General features: G+C 56.1%; 19 protein-coding genes. 7 read left to right on the top strand and 12 right to left on the bottom strand.

Annotated elements, in window-relative coordinates; genetic code table 11:
* The 5 genes from tusC to TU84_RS17670 are packed head-to-tail and all read left to right on the top strand — an operon-like array spanning position 1 to position 2,240.
* Positions 1–363 (top strand): sulfurtransferase complex subunit TusC, encoded by a 363-nt coding sequence (gene tusC, locus TU84_RS17650; protein ID WP_048371234.1) that lies wholly within the window; start codon positions 1–3, stop codon positions 361–363.
* Positions 363–662, top strand: coding sequence for a sulfurtransferase complex subunit TusB (gene tusB / locus TU84_RS17655; protein WP_048371236.1), 300 nt, complete (start codon positions 363–365; stop codon positions 660–662). Before tusC ends, tusB begins: the two co-directional genes overlap by 1 nt.
* Positions 659–994: a TusE/DsrC/DsvC family sulfur relay protein gene (locus TU84_RS17660; RefSeq protein ID WP_048371238.1), complete on the top strand. Its 336-nt coding sequence runs from the start codon at positions 659–661 to the stop codon at positions 992–994. The genes tusB and TU84_RS17660 overlap by 4 nt, the downstream gene beginning before the upstream one ends.
* A complete protein-coding gene (locus TU84_RS17665; RefSeq protein ID WP_048371239.1) occupies positions 991–1,992 on the top strand; it encodes a glycosyl transferase family protein in 1,002 nt (333 codons plus the stop codon). The genes TU84_RS17660 and TU84_RS17665 overlap by 4 nt, the downstream gene beginning before the upstream one ends.
* 20 nt (positions 1,993–2,012) lie before the next feature.
* Positions 2,013–2,240, top strand: a complete 228-nt coding sequence (locus TU84_RS17670) for a YheU family protein (protein ID WP_048371241.1) — start codon at positions 2,013–2,015, stop codon at positions 2,238–2,240.
* On the opposite strand, the gene TU84_RS17675 is transcribed toward TU84_RS17670, so the two are convergent.
* Both TU84_RS17675 and TU84_RS17680 read right to left on the bottom strand, forming a co-directional pair.
* Positions 2,237–2,440: a carbon storage regulator gene (locus tag TU84_RS17675; protein WP_048371242.1), complete on the bottom strand. Its 204-nt coding sequence runs from the start codon at positions 2,438–2,440 to the stop codon at positions 2,237–2,239. The genes TU84_RS17670 and TU84_RS17675 overlap by 4 nt on opposite strands.
* A 175-nt stretch (positions 2,441–2,615) precedes the next feature.
* Positions 2,616–2,948, bottom strand: a complete 333-nt coding sequence (locus TU84_RS17680; protein ID WP_048371244.1) for a YnfA family protein — start codon at positions 2,946–2,948, stop codon at positions 2,616–2,618.
* A 202-nt stretch (positions 2,949–3,150) separates the two neighbouring features.
* Here TU84_RS17680 and TU84_RS25685 point away from each other — a divergent pair, with 202 nt between their 5' ends.
* Positions 3,151–3,303, top strand: a complete 153-nt coding sequence (locus TU84_RS25685; protein WP_048371247.1) for a DUF3309 family protein — start codon at positions 3,151–3,153, stop codon at positions 3,301–3,303.
* A gap of 67 nt (positions 3,304–3,370) precedes the next feature.
* Here TU84_RS25685 and TU84_RS17690 read toward each other — a convergent pair whose 3' ends face one another.
* From TU84_RS17690 to TU84_RS17710, 5 genes are all read right to left on the bottom strand, one after another.
* Entirely contained in the window at positions 3,371–5,452 is a 2,082-nt protein-coding gene (locus TU84_RS17690; RefSeq protein WP_048371250.1) for an LTA synthase family protein, read from the bottom strand.
* Positions 5,453–5,781: 329 nt separating this feature from the next.
* Complete coding sequence (gene speE, locus TU84_RS17695) at positions 5,782–6,657, bottom strand: polyamine aminopropyltransferase (RefSeq protein WP_048371251.1); 876 nt, start codon at positions 6,655–6,657, stop codon at positions 5,782–5,784.
* A gap of 207 nt (positions 6,658–6,864) precedes the next feature.
* A complete protein-coding gene (locus TU84_RS17700; protein ID WP_048371254.1) occupies positions 6,865–7,056 on the bottom strand; it encodes a PLDc N-terminal domain-containing protein in 192 nt (63 codons plus the stop codon).
* A gap of 82 nt (positions 7,057–7,138) precedes the next feature.
* The gene (locus TU84_RS17705; RefSeq protein ID WP_048371256.1) at positions 7,139–7,669 is read right to left on the bottom strand and encodes a hypothetical protein; all 531 of its coding nucleotides are present in this window, start codon (positions 7,667–7,669) and stop codon (positions 7,139–7,141) included.
* 71 nt (positions 7,670–7,740) lie between these two features.
* Positions 7,741–8,274, bottom strand: coding sequence for an ankyrin repeat domain-containing protein (locus TU84_RS17710; RefSeq protein WP_048371258.1), 534 nt, complete (start codon positions 8,272–8,274; stop codon positions 7,741–7,743).
* Positions 8,275–8,586: 312 nt separating this feature from the next.
* Here TU84_RS17710 and TU84_RS17715 point away from each other — a divergent pair, with 312 nt between their 5' ends.
* A complete protein-coding gene (locus TU84_RS17715; RefSeq protein ID WP_048371628.1) occupies positions 8,587–8,865 on the top strand; it encodes a DUF3509 domain-containing protein in 279 nt (92 codons plus the stop codon).
* Between the two features lie 390 nt (positions 8,866–9,255).
* Here TU84_RS17715 and mtnC read toward each other — a convergent pair whose 3' ends face one another.
* The 5 genes from mtnC to aroC form a co-directional block, all read right to left on the bottom strand.
* Positions 9,256–9,933: an acireductone synthase gene (mtnC, locus tag TU84_RS17720; RefSeq protein WP_048371259.1), complete on the bottom strand. Its 678-nt coding sequence runs from the start codon at positions 9,931–9,933 to the stop codon at positions 9,256–9,258.
* Between the two features lie 9 nt (positions 9,934–9,942).
* Positions 9,943–10,488: a 1,2-dihydroxy-3-keto-5-methylthiopentene dioxygenase gene (locus tag TU84_RS17725; protein WP_048371260.1), complete on the bottom strand. Its 546-nt coding sequence runs from the start codon at positions 10,486–10,488 to the stop codon at positions 9,943–9,945.
* A gap of 101 nt (positions 10,489–10,589) precedes the next feature.
* Positions 10,590–11,210 carry a methylthioribulose 1-phosphate dehydratase gene (locus tag TU84_RS17730; protein WP_048371262.1) on the bottom strand — a complete coding sequence of 207 codons (621 nt, stop codon included), beginning with the start codon at positions 11,208–11,210 and terminating at the stop codon, positions 10,590–10,592.
* The gene (locus tag TU84_RS17735) at positions 11,207–12,355 is read right to left on the bottom strand and encodes an MFS transporter (RefSeq protein ID WP_048371265.1); all 1,149 of its coding nucleotides are present in this window, start codon (positions 12,353–12,355) and stop codon (positions 11,207–11,209) included. The genes TU84_RS17730 and TU84_RS17735 overlap by 4 nt, the downstream gene beginning before the upstream one ends.
* Positions 12,356–12,389: 34 nt before the next feature.
* Positions 12,390–13,481, bottom strand: a complete 1,092-nt coding sequence (aroC, locus tag TU84_RS17740) for a chorismate synthase (protein WP_048371267.1) — start codon at positions 13,479–13,481, stop codon at positions 12,390–12,392.
* Positions 13,482–13,614 lie beyond the last annotated feature (133 nt).

The following is a 13,614-nucleotide window of genomic DNA, read 5'->3' on the forward strand; positions in this document are numbered from 1 at the left end:
ATGGCTAAATCGCTGTTGATTATCAGCCGCCAGGCGCCATGGTCGGGTCCAGGCGCCAAAGAGGCACTAGACCTTGTGCTGGCGGGGGGCGCATTCGATTTGCCGATTGCACTGATGTTTATGGACGATGGGGTATTCCAGCTCGTTCCCGGACAAAACGCGGCCGCGCTGCAACAAAAAAACCTTCAGGCCAATCTGCAAGCCCTGTCACTGTTCGGGATTGATGACGTGTTTGCCTGCGACCACAGCTTGAGCGAGCGCGGCATTTCGCCCGCACATCTGGCAGTCGACGATGTACACGCCTTGTCAACCGATGAAGTACGCGCCCTAATTGACCGTTTTGACCAAGTGATAACCCTCTGATGACGACCCTACACGTCCTGAGCCACTCGCCCTTTTCAGACACACGCCTAAGCAGCTGCTTACGCGTTCTGGGCACCGATGACGCGCTGTTACTGACAGGTGATGCGGTCTACGCCTTACAACCTCAAAGCAGCTCTCTGAAGGCCCTGGAAGAAAAAAGCGCCACGCTTAAGCTTTTTGTCCTCGAAGAGGACCTGCTCGCACGCCACATCGACTGCCCACAGTGGGCGACAGCGGTGGATTACCCGGCCTTCGTCGAGCTGTCGATTCACTATGACAAGGTCAACAGCTGGCTATGAACACCCTCCTTCTCAACGGTAAACATATCGCGCTGGATAAAGACGGCTATTTGCTCGACCTTAACGATTGGTCTGCCGAGGTCGCCCATGCACTGGCGGCCGAGGCGCAGATCGAGTTGAGCCCCGAGCACTGGGAGATCCTTGAGCTGTTGCGCAGCTTCTATCAGGAGTTCGAGCTGTCACCGGCGACACGCCCACTGATCAAGTACACCGCGCTCAAGCTGGGCCCTGAAAAAGGCAACAGCTTGCACCTCAACCGCCTGTTTAATGGCACACCGGCCAAGCTCGCTGCCAAGCTGGCGGGCCTGCCAAAACCGACTAATTGCCTATGAATACGCCTGCTGCGCTGACATTAGAAACCCCGGCCGAACACCCTTTCGCGCCATATGTGCGGATTCTGGGCAAAGGTAAACGTGGCGCACGCAACTTGACCCGCGAGGAAGCGCGCGAGGCGATGGGCATGCTGCTCGACGAAAAAGTCGAGGACACGCAATTGGGTGCCTTTCTAATGTTGCTGCGTCACAAGGAAGAAAGCCCCGAGGAATTGGCCGGCTTTACCGAAGCCTTGCGTGAGCGTCTGACAGCGCCTGCGATCAACGTTGATATCGACTGGCCGACATATGCAGGCAAGAAGCGTCACCTGCCCTGGTACCTGCTGGCTGCCAAATGCCTGGCGCAAAACGGTGTGCGGATTGTGATGCACGGCGGCGGCGCTCATACCGCAGGGCGACTGTACAGTGAACAACTGCTGGACGAGTTGTCTATTCCGCTGTGCCGCGACTGGCAAAGCGTTGAAACTGCGCTCGACACCCAGCATCTGGCCTTTATGCCATTGCAGGACTGGGCGCCGCAGTTGCAGCGCATGATCGATCTGCGCAATACCTTGGGTTTGCGCTCGCCCATTCACTCACTGGCGCGCATTTTGAACCCGCTGGGCGCCCGCTGCGGCCTGCAAAGCATTTTCCATCCGGGCTACCAAAGCGTGCACCGCGAAGCCAGCGGCTTGCTGGGTGACACCAGCATCGTGATCAAAGGCGACGGTGGTGAAATCGAGGTCAACCCGGACACGATCAGCCATTTGTACGGCACCACGGCGGGCGTCAGTTGGGATGAAGAGTGGCCAGCACTGTCAGCTCGACGCCACGTGAAACCGGCCTCACTTGAGCCGGGGCAGCTCAAGGCATTGTGGCGGGGCGAGATCGAAGACAGTTACCCGCAACTGGCCCTGCTCTCGACCATGGCCCTGGCCCTTCGCGGGCTGGGCACACCGCGAGAACAAGCATTCGAGTTGGCGCAGGGTTATTGGGATAACCGCGACAAATCGATTTAACTCATTTGCGAGACCGCCTCATGCTAATTCCTTACAACCAGCTTGAACCTGACACCCTCACCCGCCTGATTGAAGACTTCGTCAGCCGCGACGGTACCGACAACGGTGATGACACCCCTCAAGAGACACGTGTCCTGCGGGTGCGTCACGCCTTAAGCAAAGGGCAAGCCGTGATCTTCTTTGATCTGGAAAGCCAGCAATGCCAGTTGATGCCAAAACATGCCGTGCCCAAAGAGTTCTTTGATTAACGCTTGCTCAACGGCCCAATGGTCAAATGCCCGGGGTCCTGATTTTTGATCCGGTCGTAGATTTCGCCCCGGTGAACGCTGACGCTCCTAGGGGCATCAATCCCCAGGCGTACGTGGCTGCCACTGATGGCAATGACATGGACAATAATGTCTTCGCCAATCGAGAAGCGTTCGCCGCTGACGCGTTTTAGAATCTGCATGGCTCTTATCCTTAAAGGTGTCTGACCACGAAGACTGAACCGCGTCATTCGCTACTTCAATCCTTACACAGCAATTCAGCTTGGGCTTACTCCTATCTGGATTAAGCCCTACATCGACTAGCTAAAAGTCCTACGCGACAGCTGTTGAATATTCCTCATCAGCAGGGGGTTTGGCTTAGGGTGCCGAAAAACGTGGGCCCAACAGAATGATGGTTGCCCCTATCACGCACAGCACCAGTCCGATCCAGTCAGAGCCCAATGGCCGGACTCGCTCCACAACCGCCAACCAGGCAATAGACGTCACGATGTAGATCCCGCCATACGCGGCATAAGCCCGGCCCGCATATGCCGCTTCGACCTTGGTCAAGAGCAGGGCAAAAACGGCCAGACTCAACACTGCCGGCACAACCCACACCACACTCTTGCCTTGACGCAGCCACATCCAGAATCCGTAGCAGCCTGCAATTTCAAACAACGCGGCCAAAAAAAACCAAACGTAATTAAGCATGAATACTTCCTTCCTTAGGCAGCGCGCCACCCTACTCGCGCCCCATCAGCCAGGCAATAGCCAACCTTTAGCACGCGTCACAGAATAAAAAGTTGAATTATTTTCACGCCCGGCAAGTCGGACTTATTAAGAGCGTACGTAGCAGTGGTTTCAACGCCACTGAACGCCGTCCTTACTGACAATAATCAATGAGGAAATAGTCATGACCCTGATACTTCTGATCATCCTGATCTTGCTGCTGGTGGGCGGGCTGCCAGTTTTCCCTCACTCACGAAACTGGGGCTACGGCCCGTCCGGTATTATCGGCACCGTACTGGTCGTACTGCTGATACTGCTCTTGCTCGGCAAAATATAGCGCCGTAGTCACGGCATTACGCGCAAAAAAAAAGAGGCCCGGAGGCCTCTTCTTTTTTCACGCTGGTTTACTTCGGATCCACGACACCCGCAGTGTTATCCAACAAGCTTTTGGTTGCTGTCTGCAAGAAGGATTCAAGCTTCTTCTTCAGTTCAGCTTCGTCTGGCGAGTCAGTCACTACTTTGGCTTGCGGGTTCGGGCCCAAGTTGTATTGCCATACTTTGGCTGGCATGTCTTTAGGCTGAACCAGCAGATGATCACCGCTGATGATGGCCACGGTCTGATCGTTGCCAGATGGCTTGATCACGCCTGAACCCTTGTCACCTTCCGGCAGGTTCAGCAGGTCACGGCCCCAGCATTGCTGACGGAACTCACCACCCAGACGACCCATGATGGTCGGTACGATGTCGATCTGCGTACCCACGGTATCAACCCGCGCACCAAACTTCTCCTGGATGCCCGGCCCGATCAACAGCAATGGAACGTTAAAGCGCCCAAGGTCCATCTCGGAGATCTGCTGCTCGTTACCAAAACCGTGATCACCCACGATCACAAACAAGGTTTCCTTGAAGTACGGCTCTTTACGCGCCTTTTCAAAGAATTGACCCAGCGCCCAGTCCGAATAGCGCATGGCGGTCAAATGCTCGTTCAACGAACCACGGTCGGTCACCCGTTCAACCGGCAGTGGCGTCGGCAAGGCATACGGCGTGTGGTTGGACAGGGTTTGCAGCAAGGCATAGAACGGCTCTTTGCCTTCACGCTTTTTCAGCTCTTCCAGGCCACGGTTGAACATGTCCTGGTCGGACACGCCCCACGTAGGATCAGAGAACACCGGGTTCACGAAATCATTACGGCCAACGAACGTGGTCATGCCTTGGTTGCTGAAGAAACCAGACTGGTTGTCCCAGGCAAAATCACCGTTGTACACATACACATCATCGTATTTACGGGCGCTCAGCAGCTCCGGCAGACCGGACAGTTTGTGGCTGCCTTCCGGGGTCTGCATCAGGTATTCAAAACCTGGCAGGTTCGGGAAGCACGCCATGGTGGCGAACATGCCCTGATGCGTGTGCGTACCGTTGGAGAAGAAGCGCTCAAACAGCAGGCCTTCTTTGGCCAGGTTGTCGAAGTAAGGCGTGACGTTGCCTGGACGTCCCAGTGCACCCACCGAGTGGCCGGCGAAGCTTTCCATCAAGATGACGACAACGTTCTTGATCGGCAGGGTTTTTTCTTCTGGTGGCGTGGTATCACGGCGCACAGGCGCGGTGTCCGCATCGACCAGTTTGTCGTTCGGGGTCAGCAGCATGTCGCGCACGGTCTGCTGAGCCTCAGGCTGCGGCAGGTTGGCTTTCCAGATATTGCTGCGCTCATCCGAGAAGCGGCTCTGCGCCGCTGAAATCAGCGACAAGGAACCATTGAGCCCTAACTGGTTAGCGAAGTTGGAATCCGTTGTGTAGGCATCACCCCAGCGCAGTGGAGGACCTTGGCGCAGTGTGCCGCGAGCAGCGACCACACACACCACCAGAATCACCATGAACACGGCAATGCGCGCATACCATGGCGCGACGGCACGTTGAGTGCCAGCGCCAGCAGCCGATGTCGCACGGGTGCGGGTTAAACGGTCTGCACCTTTAAATGCAAAGTACAGGATCACCGTCCCGACGGCCCAGGCCAGCAGGTAACGCACCACCGGGAAACCGTACCAGAGCATGCTCATGACGGTTTTCGGGTCTTCCTTCACGTATTGGAAGACCAGACCGTTGAGGCGCTGGTGGAATTCACGGTAGAAGTCCATCTCCATCAGGCCCAGGAACAGCGCCAGGCTGGAGGCGGCAGTCAGCCAGAAACGCATGGCACCGCGCAGTCGCATCGCATGCGCACTGAGCAATGACAGCAACAAAGGAATGCTGAGATAAACCACGATGCGCAGGTCAAAGCGCAGACCATTGAAAAAGGCTTCGAGGAACGTTGAGGCCGGGGTATCCAGGATCATTTCCCGGTTGTAAACCAGCAATGCCACCCGCAACAGGGTAAACATCAGCATCATGATCAAGGCGCTGAGCAGCGTAAACGCCAGATGCGATTTGACGGTCGGTTGCAACATTCGCTGGGCAGCGTTCTGTTGTTTTAAGGCGTCCGGGTTTGCCATGTCGTTTTAGGACCCAATTGATTCAAGTTGAAGTGGCTTTTCTGTGCACGGCCAGCACCTGCGCCTGTAGGGCGCACGTGCAAGGAGGTCATGCGCGGGCGGGCAAATGTTGCACGATCACCGGTGATTTACCACTGATACTGCACCCTTTAATGCACAGGGTTTGGCTCGACACCTGAACTGGAAATCCAGGTGAATGGCTTCTGAGAAGCAGCCGAGCCGAAATTTTGCACGCAAATTGTCATGGACGGCACGTGAAAATTTTGTGCAAACGCATAATTTGAAACATAAGAAAGGGCCTTTCGGCCCTTTCTGTAACTCACTGCGCGTTAAACGTTGCCTGGCTTGTTAATCGCCTGCAAAACGTATTGCGGCAAGGCAAACGAACCTTGGTGAACTTCAGGGTTGTAATAGCGAGTAACAATGCCACTGCCAATAAAGCGCTGACGCAGCGTCTCCAGCGGCAACTTGCGGTAGTCGCTGTTGGTTGAGCCCCAGGCAAAGGTCATCGAACCGCCGATGTAAGTCGGCACGGCCGCTTGATAGAAGTGCCAATCGGCGAACAAACCACGCATGCGCTCTGCGGTGGTTTTAACTTCTTGCAGTTGCATGAACGGCGTGCCGTTTTGCGTCACCAGCACACCGCCTTCATTCAGGCAGCGATGGCAGGCTTGATAGAAGTTTTCAGAGAACAACACTTCACCCGGGCCGATCGGGTCGGTGGAGTCAGAAATGATCACATCGAACTTTTCTTCAGTGGTTGCCACAAAGCGCATGCCGTCATCGATCACCAGATTCAGGCGCGGATCGTCGTAGGCCCCTTTGGAGTGGTTCGGCAAAAACTCTTTGCACATTTCAACCACGGTGCCGTCGATCTCGACCATGGTGATGTGCTCAATGCCCACATGCTTGGTCACTTCGCGCAGCATGCCACCGTCGCCGCCGCCAATGATCAGCACGCGCTTGACCGTGCCGTGCGCCAGAATCGGCACATGAGTCAGCATCTCGTGGTAGATGAACTCATCCTTTTCCGTGGTCTGAATCACGCCATCCAATGCCATGACCCGGCCCATCACCGGGTTTTCGAAAATCACCAGGCGCTGGTGGTCAGTGCGCACTTCGTGCAGCAGCTTGTCCATACGAAAACGCTGACCATAACCCTCGTAGAGGGTTTCGAGATAGTCGGTGCTAAGTACTTCAGTCATGGGAAGTCCCTTTGAATGCAGATGGCAACGGACGGTCACCCGCCCATGATCGGCAGCTTGAGCGTTTACCACCGTTGCGGTACACGCGTTCAACTGCCCAAGAAAGGCGCGCATTCTACGACGACGAGCATGACAGGTCGAACCTTGACTCAGACAAACTCAGCGGGTGACGGCAAATAAAGCCGTCGCCACCCGCTGGCCGACGACTTAAATGCGCACATTGCCTCGCGGCCCGGCGATGGCCCAGATAATGAGGCCGAGCACCGGCAAGAAGATAATCAACAGCACCCAAAGGATTTTCATCCCGGTTCCGACGTTACTTTTGAGCACATTGATGATGGCCCAAATATCCAGCGCCAGAATAATCAGACCTACCAGACCATTAAACGTCGACCCCATGGTGATGCTCCTGAGTGAGTGCGTGTTTACTTAGGATAGTCAGCTACGGCGAGGGTTCCGTTTTTTTATTGCAGGCCGGGCATCAAACGTGAACAGCGACCTTCAACGCTTCCAGCGCAGGCGCAGCACTGATACCTACCTCGGCACACAAGGCCAGCACGCGTGGCACGTCATTGCCATACACCAGCACCATTTGCAGTTCATCATCCAGCGGCTGACTCAGATTCAGCAGCACATAGCCGCCGTTCTCCGGGTTCATGCTGCCCATCTGGATCTGGATACGGTTCAACGCCGTCAGCGCTTCGGTTTTGGCCAATTGCTTGGGCTTGATGTTGAAAGGCACGCCAGGACCAAACGAGGCAACGATCTGGGTGAACAGGTCGACATAGGTGTCAGCCTGGAACAGGACGGTTTCCGGCAGGCTGCCAATGACGACCCACTCGCCCAACGCAATAGGGTAAGTGTCGTCGTAGTTGATGTCCGGGTTTGCCGCCAGAAAAGCGTCTTGATCAGCGTAGGCTTGTGCTGCTTCATCAGCTATTTTTGCAATTTCTTCGTCGCCCATGCACCCAGAGCTGATTTTGCTGATGAGTTCAACGAGAGTGTTTTTCATGGGCAAGGCCTGTCACAAGGAAAATTGAGGGCGCGCAGGATATATCAATTGCGCGCCTCAAGGGCATGTAATCAGCCCAACAACTCGTTCAACAGCGCGACGCTATCGTTTGCGCCCATTGTCTTGGCAGCATCCAGCGCAGTGATCTCATTGGCATCCTTGGCTTTTGGATCGGCGCCTTTGCTGATCAGGTACTTAATGATTTCGGTGCGATTAAACATCGCAGCCATCATCAAGGCGGTACGACCATCAAACGAAGCGCCTTCAACCTGCGCCCCGCCCTCGATCAGGGTTTTGACCATCTCCAAATCGCCTTTGAACGCCGCGCCAGCAATCGGGCTTTGACCGTTGTCATTGCGAATTTCAGGGTCAGCCTTGTGCTCAAGCAATACCCTCACAGCGTCAACATGCCCGTGATAGCTGGCCAGCATCAGCAAGGTGTCGCCCTTGTGATTACGCAAATTAGGCGGCAAGCCCTTGCTCATCAGAGCTGCCAGCATGGCGGCGTCGCCTTCGCGGGCTTTATTGAAAACCTGCTCGGCAAACTCAGCCGCTTCCTCGGGGGTCATCTGCCGTTGTTGATCGGCTGGCTTGTTGTCTGACATATGAGGCTCCAGATTGGCTACACAAAGCCGTAGTTTCCCGAGAGCGGCCAACGGTGTCATCCCCTTTTTACTCAAGAGCGTCATAGAGACAATCAATCAGCAACACGACTCTTGTACAAACGCGCCAACAAACTGTGTGGCTGGGCAAAATGCAGGATGCATGATGGCCATTCATGCAAAATGCACGAAGGGAGCATCTCAACCAAAATCTAAGCCATTGATTTAAAAGGATTTTATTAAATGGCCATACTGGCACAATCACTGCAACTACCTCTCCATGCAAGCACAGATGAGCTAATGGAGCTGATTGACATGAGCCTGATCCAAGAAAAATTCGCGTCCCTATTTTCGAACTACACCGTCAACGTTAAGCCCCGCCCGGATGGTGGAGTATTGCTGACGTTGTGTGACAGCGAAGGTAAACAGACTCAGCGGGTCATTTCATACGCGCAGTTGCACACCGCAGAGCAACTGACTTGGGTGATCAGCGCGATTCGTCGTGATCTGGCAGGTACGGCCAGCGAACTGCCGACCATTTCACTGCTGCAAAGCCAGCATCGCTTTGCCCTGCCGACCTATCACACGCGTTGATAAAAGCCTGATCAAACTGTAGGAGCTTGCCTCGCGAGCTTTTGATGTTGGCTATATTTACGGCCGCTACGCGCCCGGACGTAGCCTCGCAAAGCTCGTCAACTGCTACGGGGGTGTTCGCTCGCAGCCTTCGTGCCTTGTCAGCGACTACAGGATGTAAGCGATCCAACTGTAGGAGTGAGCTTGCCTCGCGATCTTTTGATCGCGGCCGCTGCGCGCCCGGACGTAGCCTCGCAAGGCTCGTCAACTGCTACGGGGGTGTTCGCTCGCAGCCTTCGTGCCTTGTCAGCGACTACAGGATGTAAGCGATCCAACTGTAGAAGTGAGCTTGCCTCGCGATCTTTCCAACATCAAAGATCGCAAGCAAGCTCGCTCCTTCACGTTCAAAGATTAAATATCGATCTCGGCAAAGCTGCTGACCGTCAGATGATCACCCAACTTCTTCCCGCCTTCTCGCGCCAGACCACAGGTTTGCATGCCGGCTTGTTGTGCCGCGTCCAGCTCTTCGACGATGTCCGATAGAAACAGGATTTTCCCCGCCGGGCAGCCGATGGCTTCGGTGATGTGCCGGTACGATTGGGCTTCGCGCTTGGGTCCGGACGTGGTGTCGAAATAGCCGCTGAACAAGGGTGTCAGATCGCCCGCTTCCGAACAGCCAAAAATCAGCTGTTGCGCCTGGATCGAACCTGACGAGTACACGTACAAGTCATAGCCCTTTTCGTGCCAGGCCTTGAGTGCCTCGACGGCATCCGGGTAGACGTGCCCTTTCAACTCGCCCGCCTCGTAACCCTGCTTCCAGATCATGCCCTGCAGCGCCTTAAGCGGCGTGGCTTTGCGGTCTTCAGCGATCCACTGTTGCAGGATCTCGATCACCCGCTCAACGTCCGCCTCGGGCTCGCCGCTGTCCAGACGCACCGCCCCCAGTTGCATCGCAACCTCAGGGTCTTCGGCATGTTCACGGACGAAGTCAGGCAGGTATTTGGCCGCAAATGGAAACAACACGTCAAACACAAAGCTGACGGCGCTGGTGGTGCCTTCAATGTCAGTGAGGATGGCTTTGATCGGCATACGGTGTCCTTAGTCTTCGAGGCGCGGGAAGCGGCTGGCGATGTCTTCGCCGGTAAAGTTGGCAACCCAGCCTTCAGGGTTGTTAAACAACCGGATGGCCACAAAGTGCGGGTGCTCGCCCATGTCAAACCAATGCGGGGTGCCCGCTGGCACTGAGATCAGGTCGTTTTTTTCGCACAGCACGGCATACACATAGTCACCAATGTGCAAGGTAAACAGCCCACGGCCCGCCACGAAAAAACGCACTTCATCTTCGCCATGACGGTGTTCATCGAGGAACTTGGCGCGCAGCTCGGCTTTTTGCGGGTGGTCGCTGTTGAGGCTGATGACATCAACGGTGACGTAACCCTGCTCAGTCATCAATTGATCAATCTGCGTGCGATAGGCGTCGATCACTTCGTCCTGGCTGGCGCCCGGCTGGATCGGCGCAGCCGCCTGCCAGCGCTCAAAGCGCACGCCCTGCTCGGCCAGCGTGGAGGCGATGTCTTCAAGGTGGGTCAATACCTTGTTGGGTATTTCCGGGCTTGAAACGTGGTAAACAGAAAGGCTGCTCATGGGGGTATTCCTCAGCTTCGGCGTGCACTTTCGGCTTTTTCCAGGCCGTTCAGGCAGACCGTTGAAATCAGGCGGTGGGCTTCTTCGACGTGAAGTCAGCGTTAACGGTTAAGCACAGCGCGGGTTTTCAACTCGCATTCAAACAAAAACTCAAAGGCTTCGATCTGGCGCAAGGCATCGCTCATGCGCGCACCCCACGTATACAGACCGTGCCCACGAATCAGGTAACCCACGCAGCCAGGGTGTGCCTCAAGCCAGGGCTGAACCTTGGCAGCCAGTCGCTCGATGTCCTGATCATTGTCAAAAATCGGCACCCGAACTGTTGACTCATGAGTAGACACACCACTGAAGGCTTTTTGCAGTTCGTAGTCTTCAAATTCGATGCTGTCACCCGGCGTCAGCCGCGACAACACCGTGGCATTCACCGAATGCGTGTGCAACACCGCGCCGATCTCCGGGCGCCAGCTGTACAGCTGAGTGTGCAGCAAGGTTTCCGCAGAAGGCTTTTTGCCCGGTTCCAGGCTGTTGCCTGACAAATCCGTGGCCAGCACATCATCAATGCCCAACTGGCCTTTGTGCTTGCCTGACACCGTCAGCAGCGCCTCGGTGGCCGATAGCCGGGCCGAGTAGTTGCTGCTGGTGGCCGGCGACCAGCCGCGACCATATAAAAAACGCCCGGCTTCAATGATTTCCAGGCTCAAGTGTTCACGGGTAAGGCTCATGCCCTGTCCTCTTGCAATCGAGTAGCGATGATAACGGCTGCAGCCAGTGCTGCGAGGCTTGCCATACTAAAGGTGATAGTCGGCCCGAGTGTGTTCCAGCTGTAACCGGCATAAAGCGCTCCCGCCGCGCCGCCCATACCGGCCAGGGTGGCGTAGAGCGCTTGCCCCTGCCCTTGTTGACCAGGCCCGAAACTGCGCTGCACGAAACTCATTGCCGACGCATGAAAACTGCCAAACGTTGCCGCGTGCATCAACTGCGCCAACAGCAACACCCACAGGTATTCGGCAAATGATCCCAGCAACAGCCAGCGCAAGGCGGCCAAGGCAAAGCTGGCCATCAACACGCGACGCAGCGAAAACTTGAGCAGGATGCGGCGCATGGCCAAAAACATCAGAACCTCAGCCACAACCCCCAACGCCCACAGCATACCGATCACGCCACGGCTGTAACCCAGGCTTTCAAGGTGCAAGGTGATGAAGGTGTAATACGGGCCATGGCTCAGTTGCATCAGCGCAACGGTCACATAAAACGCAATCACGCCGGGGCTGCGCAATTGCTTGAAAAAGCCGCCCTCGTGAGGTTTACGCCCCTGATTCGAAGGCTGGGCATTGGGCACCCACAAGCTGCACAACACTATGCCGCCCATGATCACGACCAGCGCCACCGGATAAATATCCAGGCTCAGCCATTCAAACAGGCGACCCAGAATCACCACGGTGAGGATAAAACCAATCGATCCCCACAAACGCACCTGGCTGTAACGCTCCGGTTGTTCACGCAAATGAGCAAAGGTGATGACTTCGAACTGCGGCAGCACCGCGTGCCAGAAGAACGCATGCAACGCCATCACCAGCGCCAGCCAGGCGTAGCTCTTGCTGATAAAGATCAGGCTGAAGCCGAGCAAGGTGCACAACGCACCCAGCCGCACGATCAGCAGGCGCTTGCCGGTGTAATCACCCAGCCAGCCCCACAAGTTGGGTGCTACGCAGCGCATCAGCATGGGAATGGCGACCAACTCGCCGATCCGTGCACTGGAGAATCCGAGGTGATGGAAGTACAGCGCCAGAAAAGGCGCTGTAGCACCGAGCAAAGCGAAGTAAAAAAGGTAAAACCCTGACAAACGCCAGTAAGGAAGAGGCGCCATTGCCATCAGACCATGGCGCTCAACGACCGCTGAATCACAATTGGCCCAGCACAGGCGTCGTCACACGCACATCAGCGTTTTGCCCGCGATGACGCAACAGGTGGTCCATCAGCACGATGGCCATCATGGCTTCGGCAATCGGGGTCGCCCGAATGCCAACGCACGGGTCATGACGACCTTTAGTGATGACGTCGACCGGGTTGCCGTCTTTATCAATCGAGCGGCCCGGGGTGGTGATGCTCGACGTAGGCTTGAGCGCCAGGTGCGCCACGATGGGCTGGCCCGACGAAATACCGCCCAAAATGCCGCCCGCATTGTTGCTCACAAAGCCCTGCGGGGTCAGTTCATCACGGTGCTCGGTACCGCGCTGGGCAACGCTGGCAAAGCCGGCGCCGATTTCGATGCCCTTGACCGCATTGATGCTCATCAAGGCGTGCGCCAGATCAGCATCCAGACGGTCGAAAATGGGCTCGCCCAACCCCGGAATCACACCTTCGGCCACCACGGTGATCTTGGCCCCAACCGAGTCCTGATCACGGCGCAGTTGGTCCATGTAGGCTTCAAGCTCTGGCACTTTGTCCGGATCAGGGCTGAAAAAGGCGTTTTCTTCGACCGAATCCCAGGTTTTGAACGGGATTTCAATCGGGCCCAACTGGCTCATGTAGCCGCGAATCACAATGCCCTGGGTCGCCAAATACTTTTTGGCAATCGCCCCGGCCGCTACCCGCATGGCAGTTTCACGTGCAGAACTGCGTCCACCTCCGCGATAATCGCGCTCGCCGTATTTGTGGTGGTAGGTGTAGTCGGCGTGGGCCGGGCGGAACAGGTCCTTGATCGCCGAATAGTCCTTGGACTTCTGATCGGTGTTGCGGATCAACAAACCGATGGCGCACCCGGTGGTGCGGCCTTCAAACACACCGGATAGAATCTCGACTTCGTCGGCTTCCTGACGCTGTGTGGTGTGGCGGCTAGTGCCCGGTTTGCGGCGGTCCAGATCACGTTGCAGGTCTTCAAGAGACAGCTCGAGCCCGGGTGGACAGCCATCTACAATAGCGACCAACGCCGGACCATGGCTTTCGCCTGCGGTGGTAACAGTGAACAGCTTGCCGAAGGTATTGCCGGACATTCAGGGCGCTCCGTGAAAATCAGCCTAAAAACTAAGCTTGGATAACTAAGCGCGCCAGTATACGCAGGCTGCCTCTGTAGTTCATCCTCCAACCTTACTCATCCGGTGTTGTGTAACCGGCACTTTCAACAAT

It is taken from the genome of Pseudomonas helleri (genome assembly GCF_001043025.1).
GTDB lineage: Bacteria > Pseudomonadota > Gammaproteobacteria > Pseudomonadales > Pseudomonadaceae > Aquipseudomonas > Aquipseudomonas helleri.

Bases quoted from the DNA above. Each gene is read 5' to 3' on its own strand.
- tusC (WP_048371234.1), top strand. From the start codon at position 1: ATGGCTAAATCGCTGTTGATTATCAGCCGCCAGGCGCCATGGTCGGGT.
- tusB (WP_048371236.1), top strand. From the start codon at position 363: ATGACGACCCTACACGTCCTGAGCCACTCGCCCTTTTCAGACACACGC.
- TU84_RS17660 (WP_048371238.1), top strand. From the start codon at position 659: ATGAACACCCTCCTTCTCAACGGTAAACATATCGCGCTGGATAAAGAC.
- TU84_RS17665 (WP_048371239.1), top strand. From the start codon at position 991: ATGAATACGCCTGCTGCGCTGACATTAGAAACCCCGGCCGAACACCCT.
- TU84_RS17670 (WP_048371241.1), top strand. From the start codon at position 2,013: ATGCTAATTCCTTACAACCAGCTTGAACCTGACACCCTCACCCGCCTG.
- TU84_RS17675 (WP_048371242.1), bottom strand. From the start codon at position 2,440: ATGCAGATTCTAAAACGCGTCAGCGGCGAACGCTTCTCGATTGGCGAA.
- TU84_RS17680 (WP_048371244.1), bottom strand. From the start codon at position 2,948: ATGCTTAATTACGTTTGGTTTTTTTTGGCCGCGTTGTTTGAAATTGCA.
- TU84_RS25685 (WP_048371247.1), top strand. From the start codon at position 3,151: ATGACCCTGATACTTCTGATCATCCTGATCTTGCTGCTGGTGGGCGGG.
- TU84_RS17690 (WP_048371250.1), bottom strand. From the start codon at position 5,452: ATGGCAAACCCGGACGCCTTAAAACAACAGAACGCTGCCCAGCGAATG.
- speE (WP_048371251.1), bottom strand. From the start codon at position 6,657: ATGACTGAAGTACTTAGCACCGACTATCTCGAAACCCTCTACGAGGGT.
- TU84_RS17700 (WP_048371254.1), bottom strand. From the start codon at position 7,056: ATGGGGTCGACGTTTAATGGTCTGGTAGGTCTGATTATTCTGGCGCTG.
- TU84_RS17705 (WP_048371256.1), bottom strand. From the start codon at position 7,669: ATGAAAAACACTCTCGTTGAACTCATCAGCAAAATCAGCTCTGGGTGC.
- TU84_RS17710 (WP_048371258.1), bottom strand. From the start codon at position 8,274: ATGTCAGACAACAAGCCAGCCGATCAACAACGGCAGATGACCCCCGAG.
- TU84_RS17715 (WP_048371628.1), top strand. From the start codon at position 8,587: ATGAGCCTGATCCAAGAAAAATTCGCGTCCCTATTTTCGAACTACACC.
- mtnC (WP_048371259.1), bottom strand. From the start codon at position 9,933: ATGCCGATCAAAGCCATCCTCACTGACATTGAAGGCACCACCAGCGCC.
- TU84_RS17725 (WP_048371260.1), bottom strand. From the start codon at position 10,488: ATGAGCAGCCTTTCTGTTTACCACGTTTCAAGCCCGGAAATACCCAAC.
- TU84_RS17730 (WP_048371262.1), bottom strand. From the start codon at position 11,210: ATGAGCCTTACCCGTGAACACTTGAGCCTGGAAATCATTGAAGCCGGG.
- TU84_RS17735 (WP_048371265.1), bottom strand. From the start codon at position 12,355: ATGGCGCCTCTTCCTTACTGGCGTTTGTCAGGGTTTTACCTTTTTTAC.
- aroC (WP_048371267.1), bottom strand. From the start codon at position 13,481: ATGTCCGGCAATACCTTCGGCAAGCTGTTCACTGTTACCACCGCAGGC.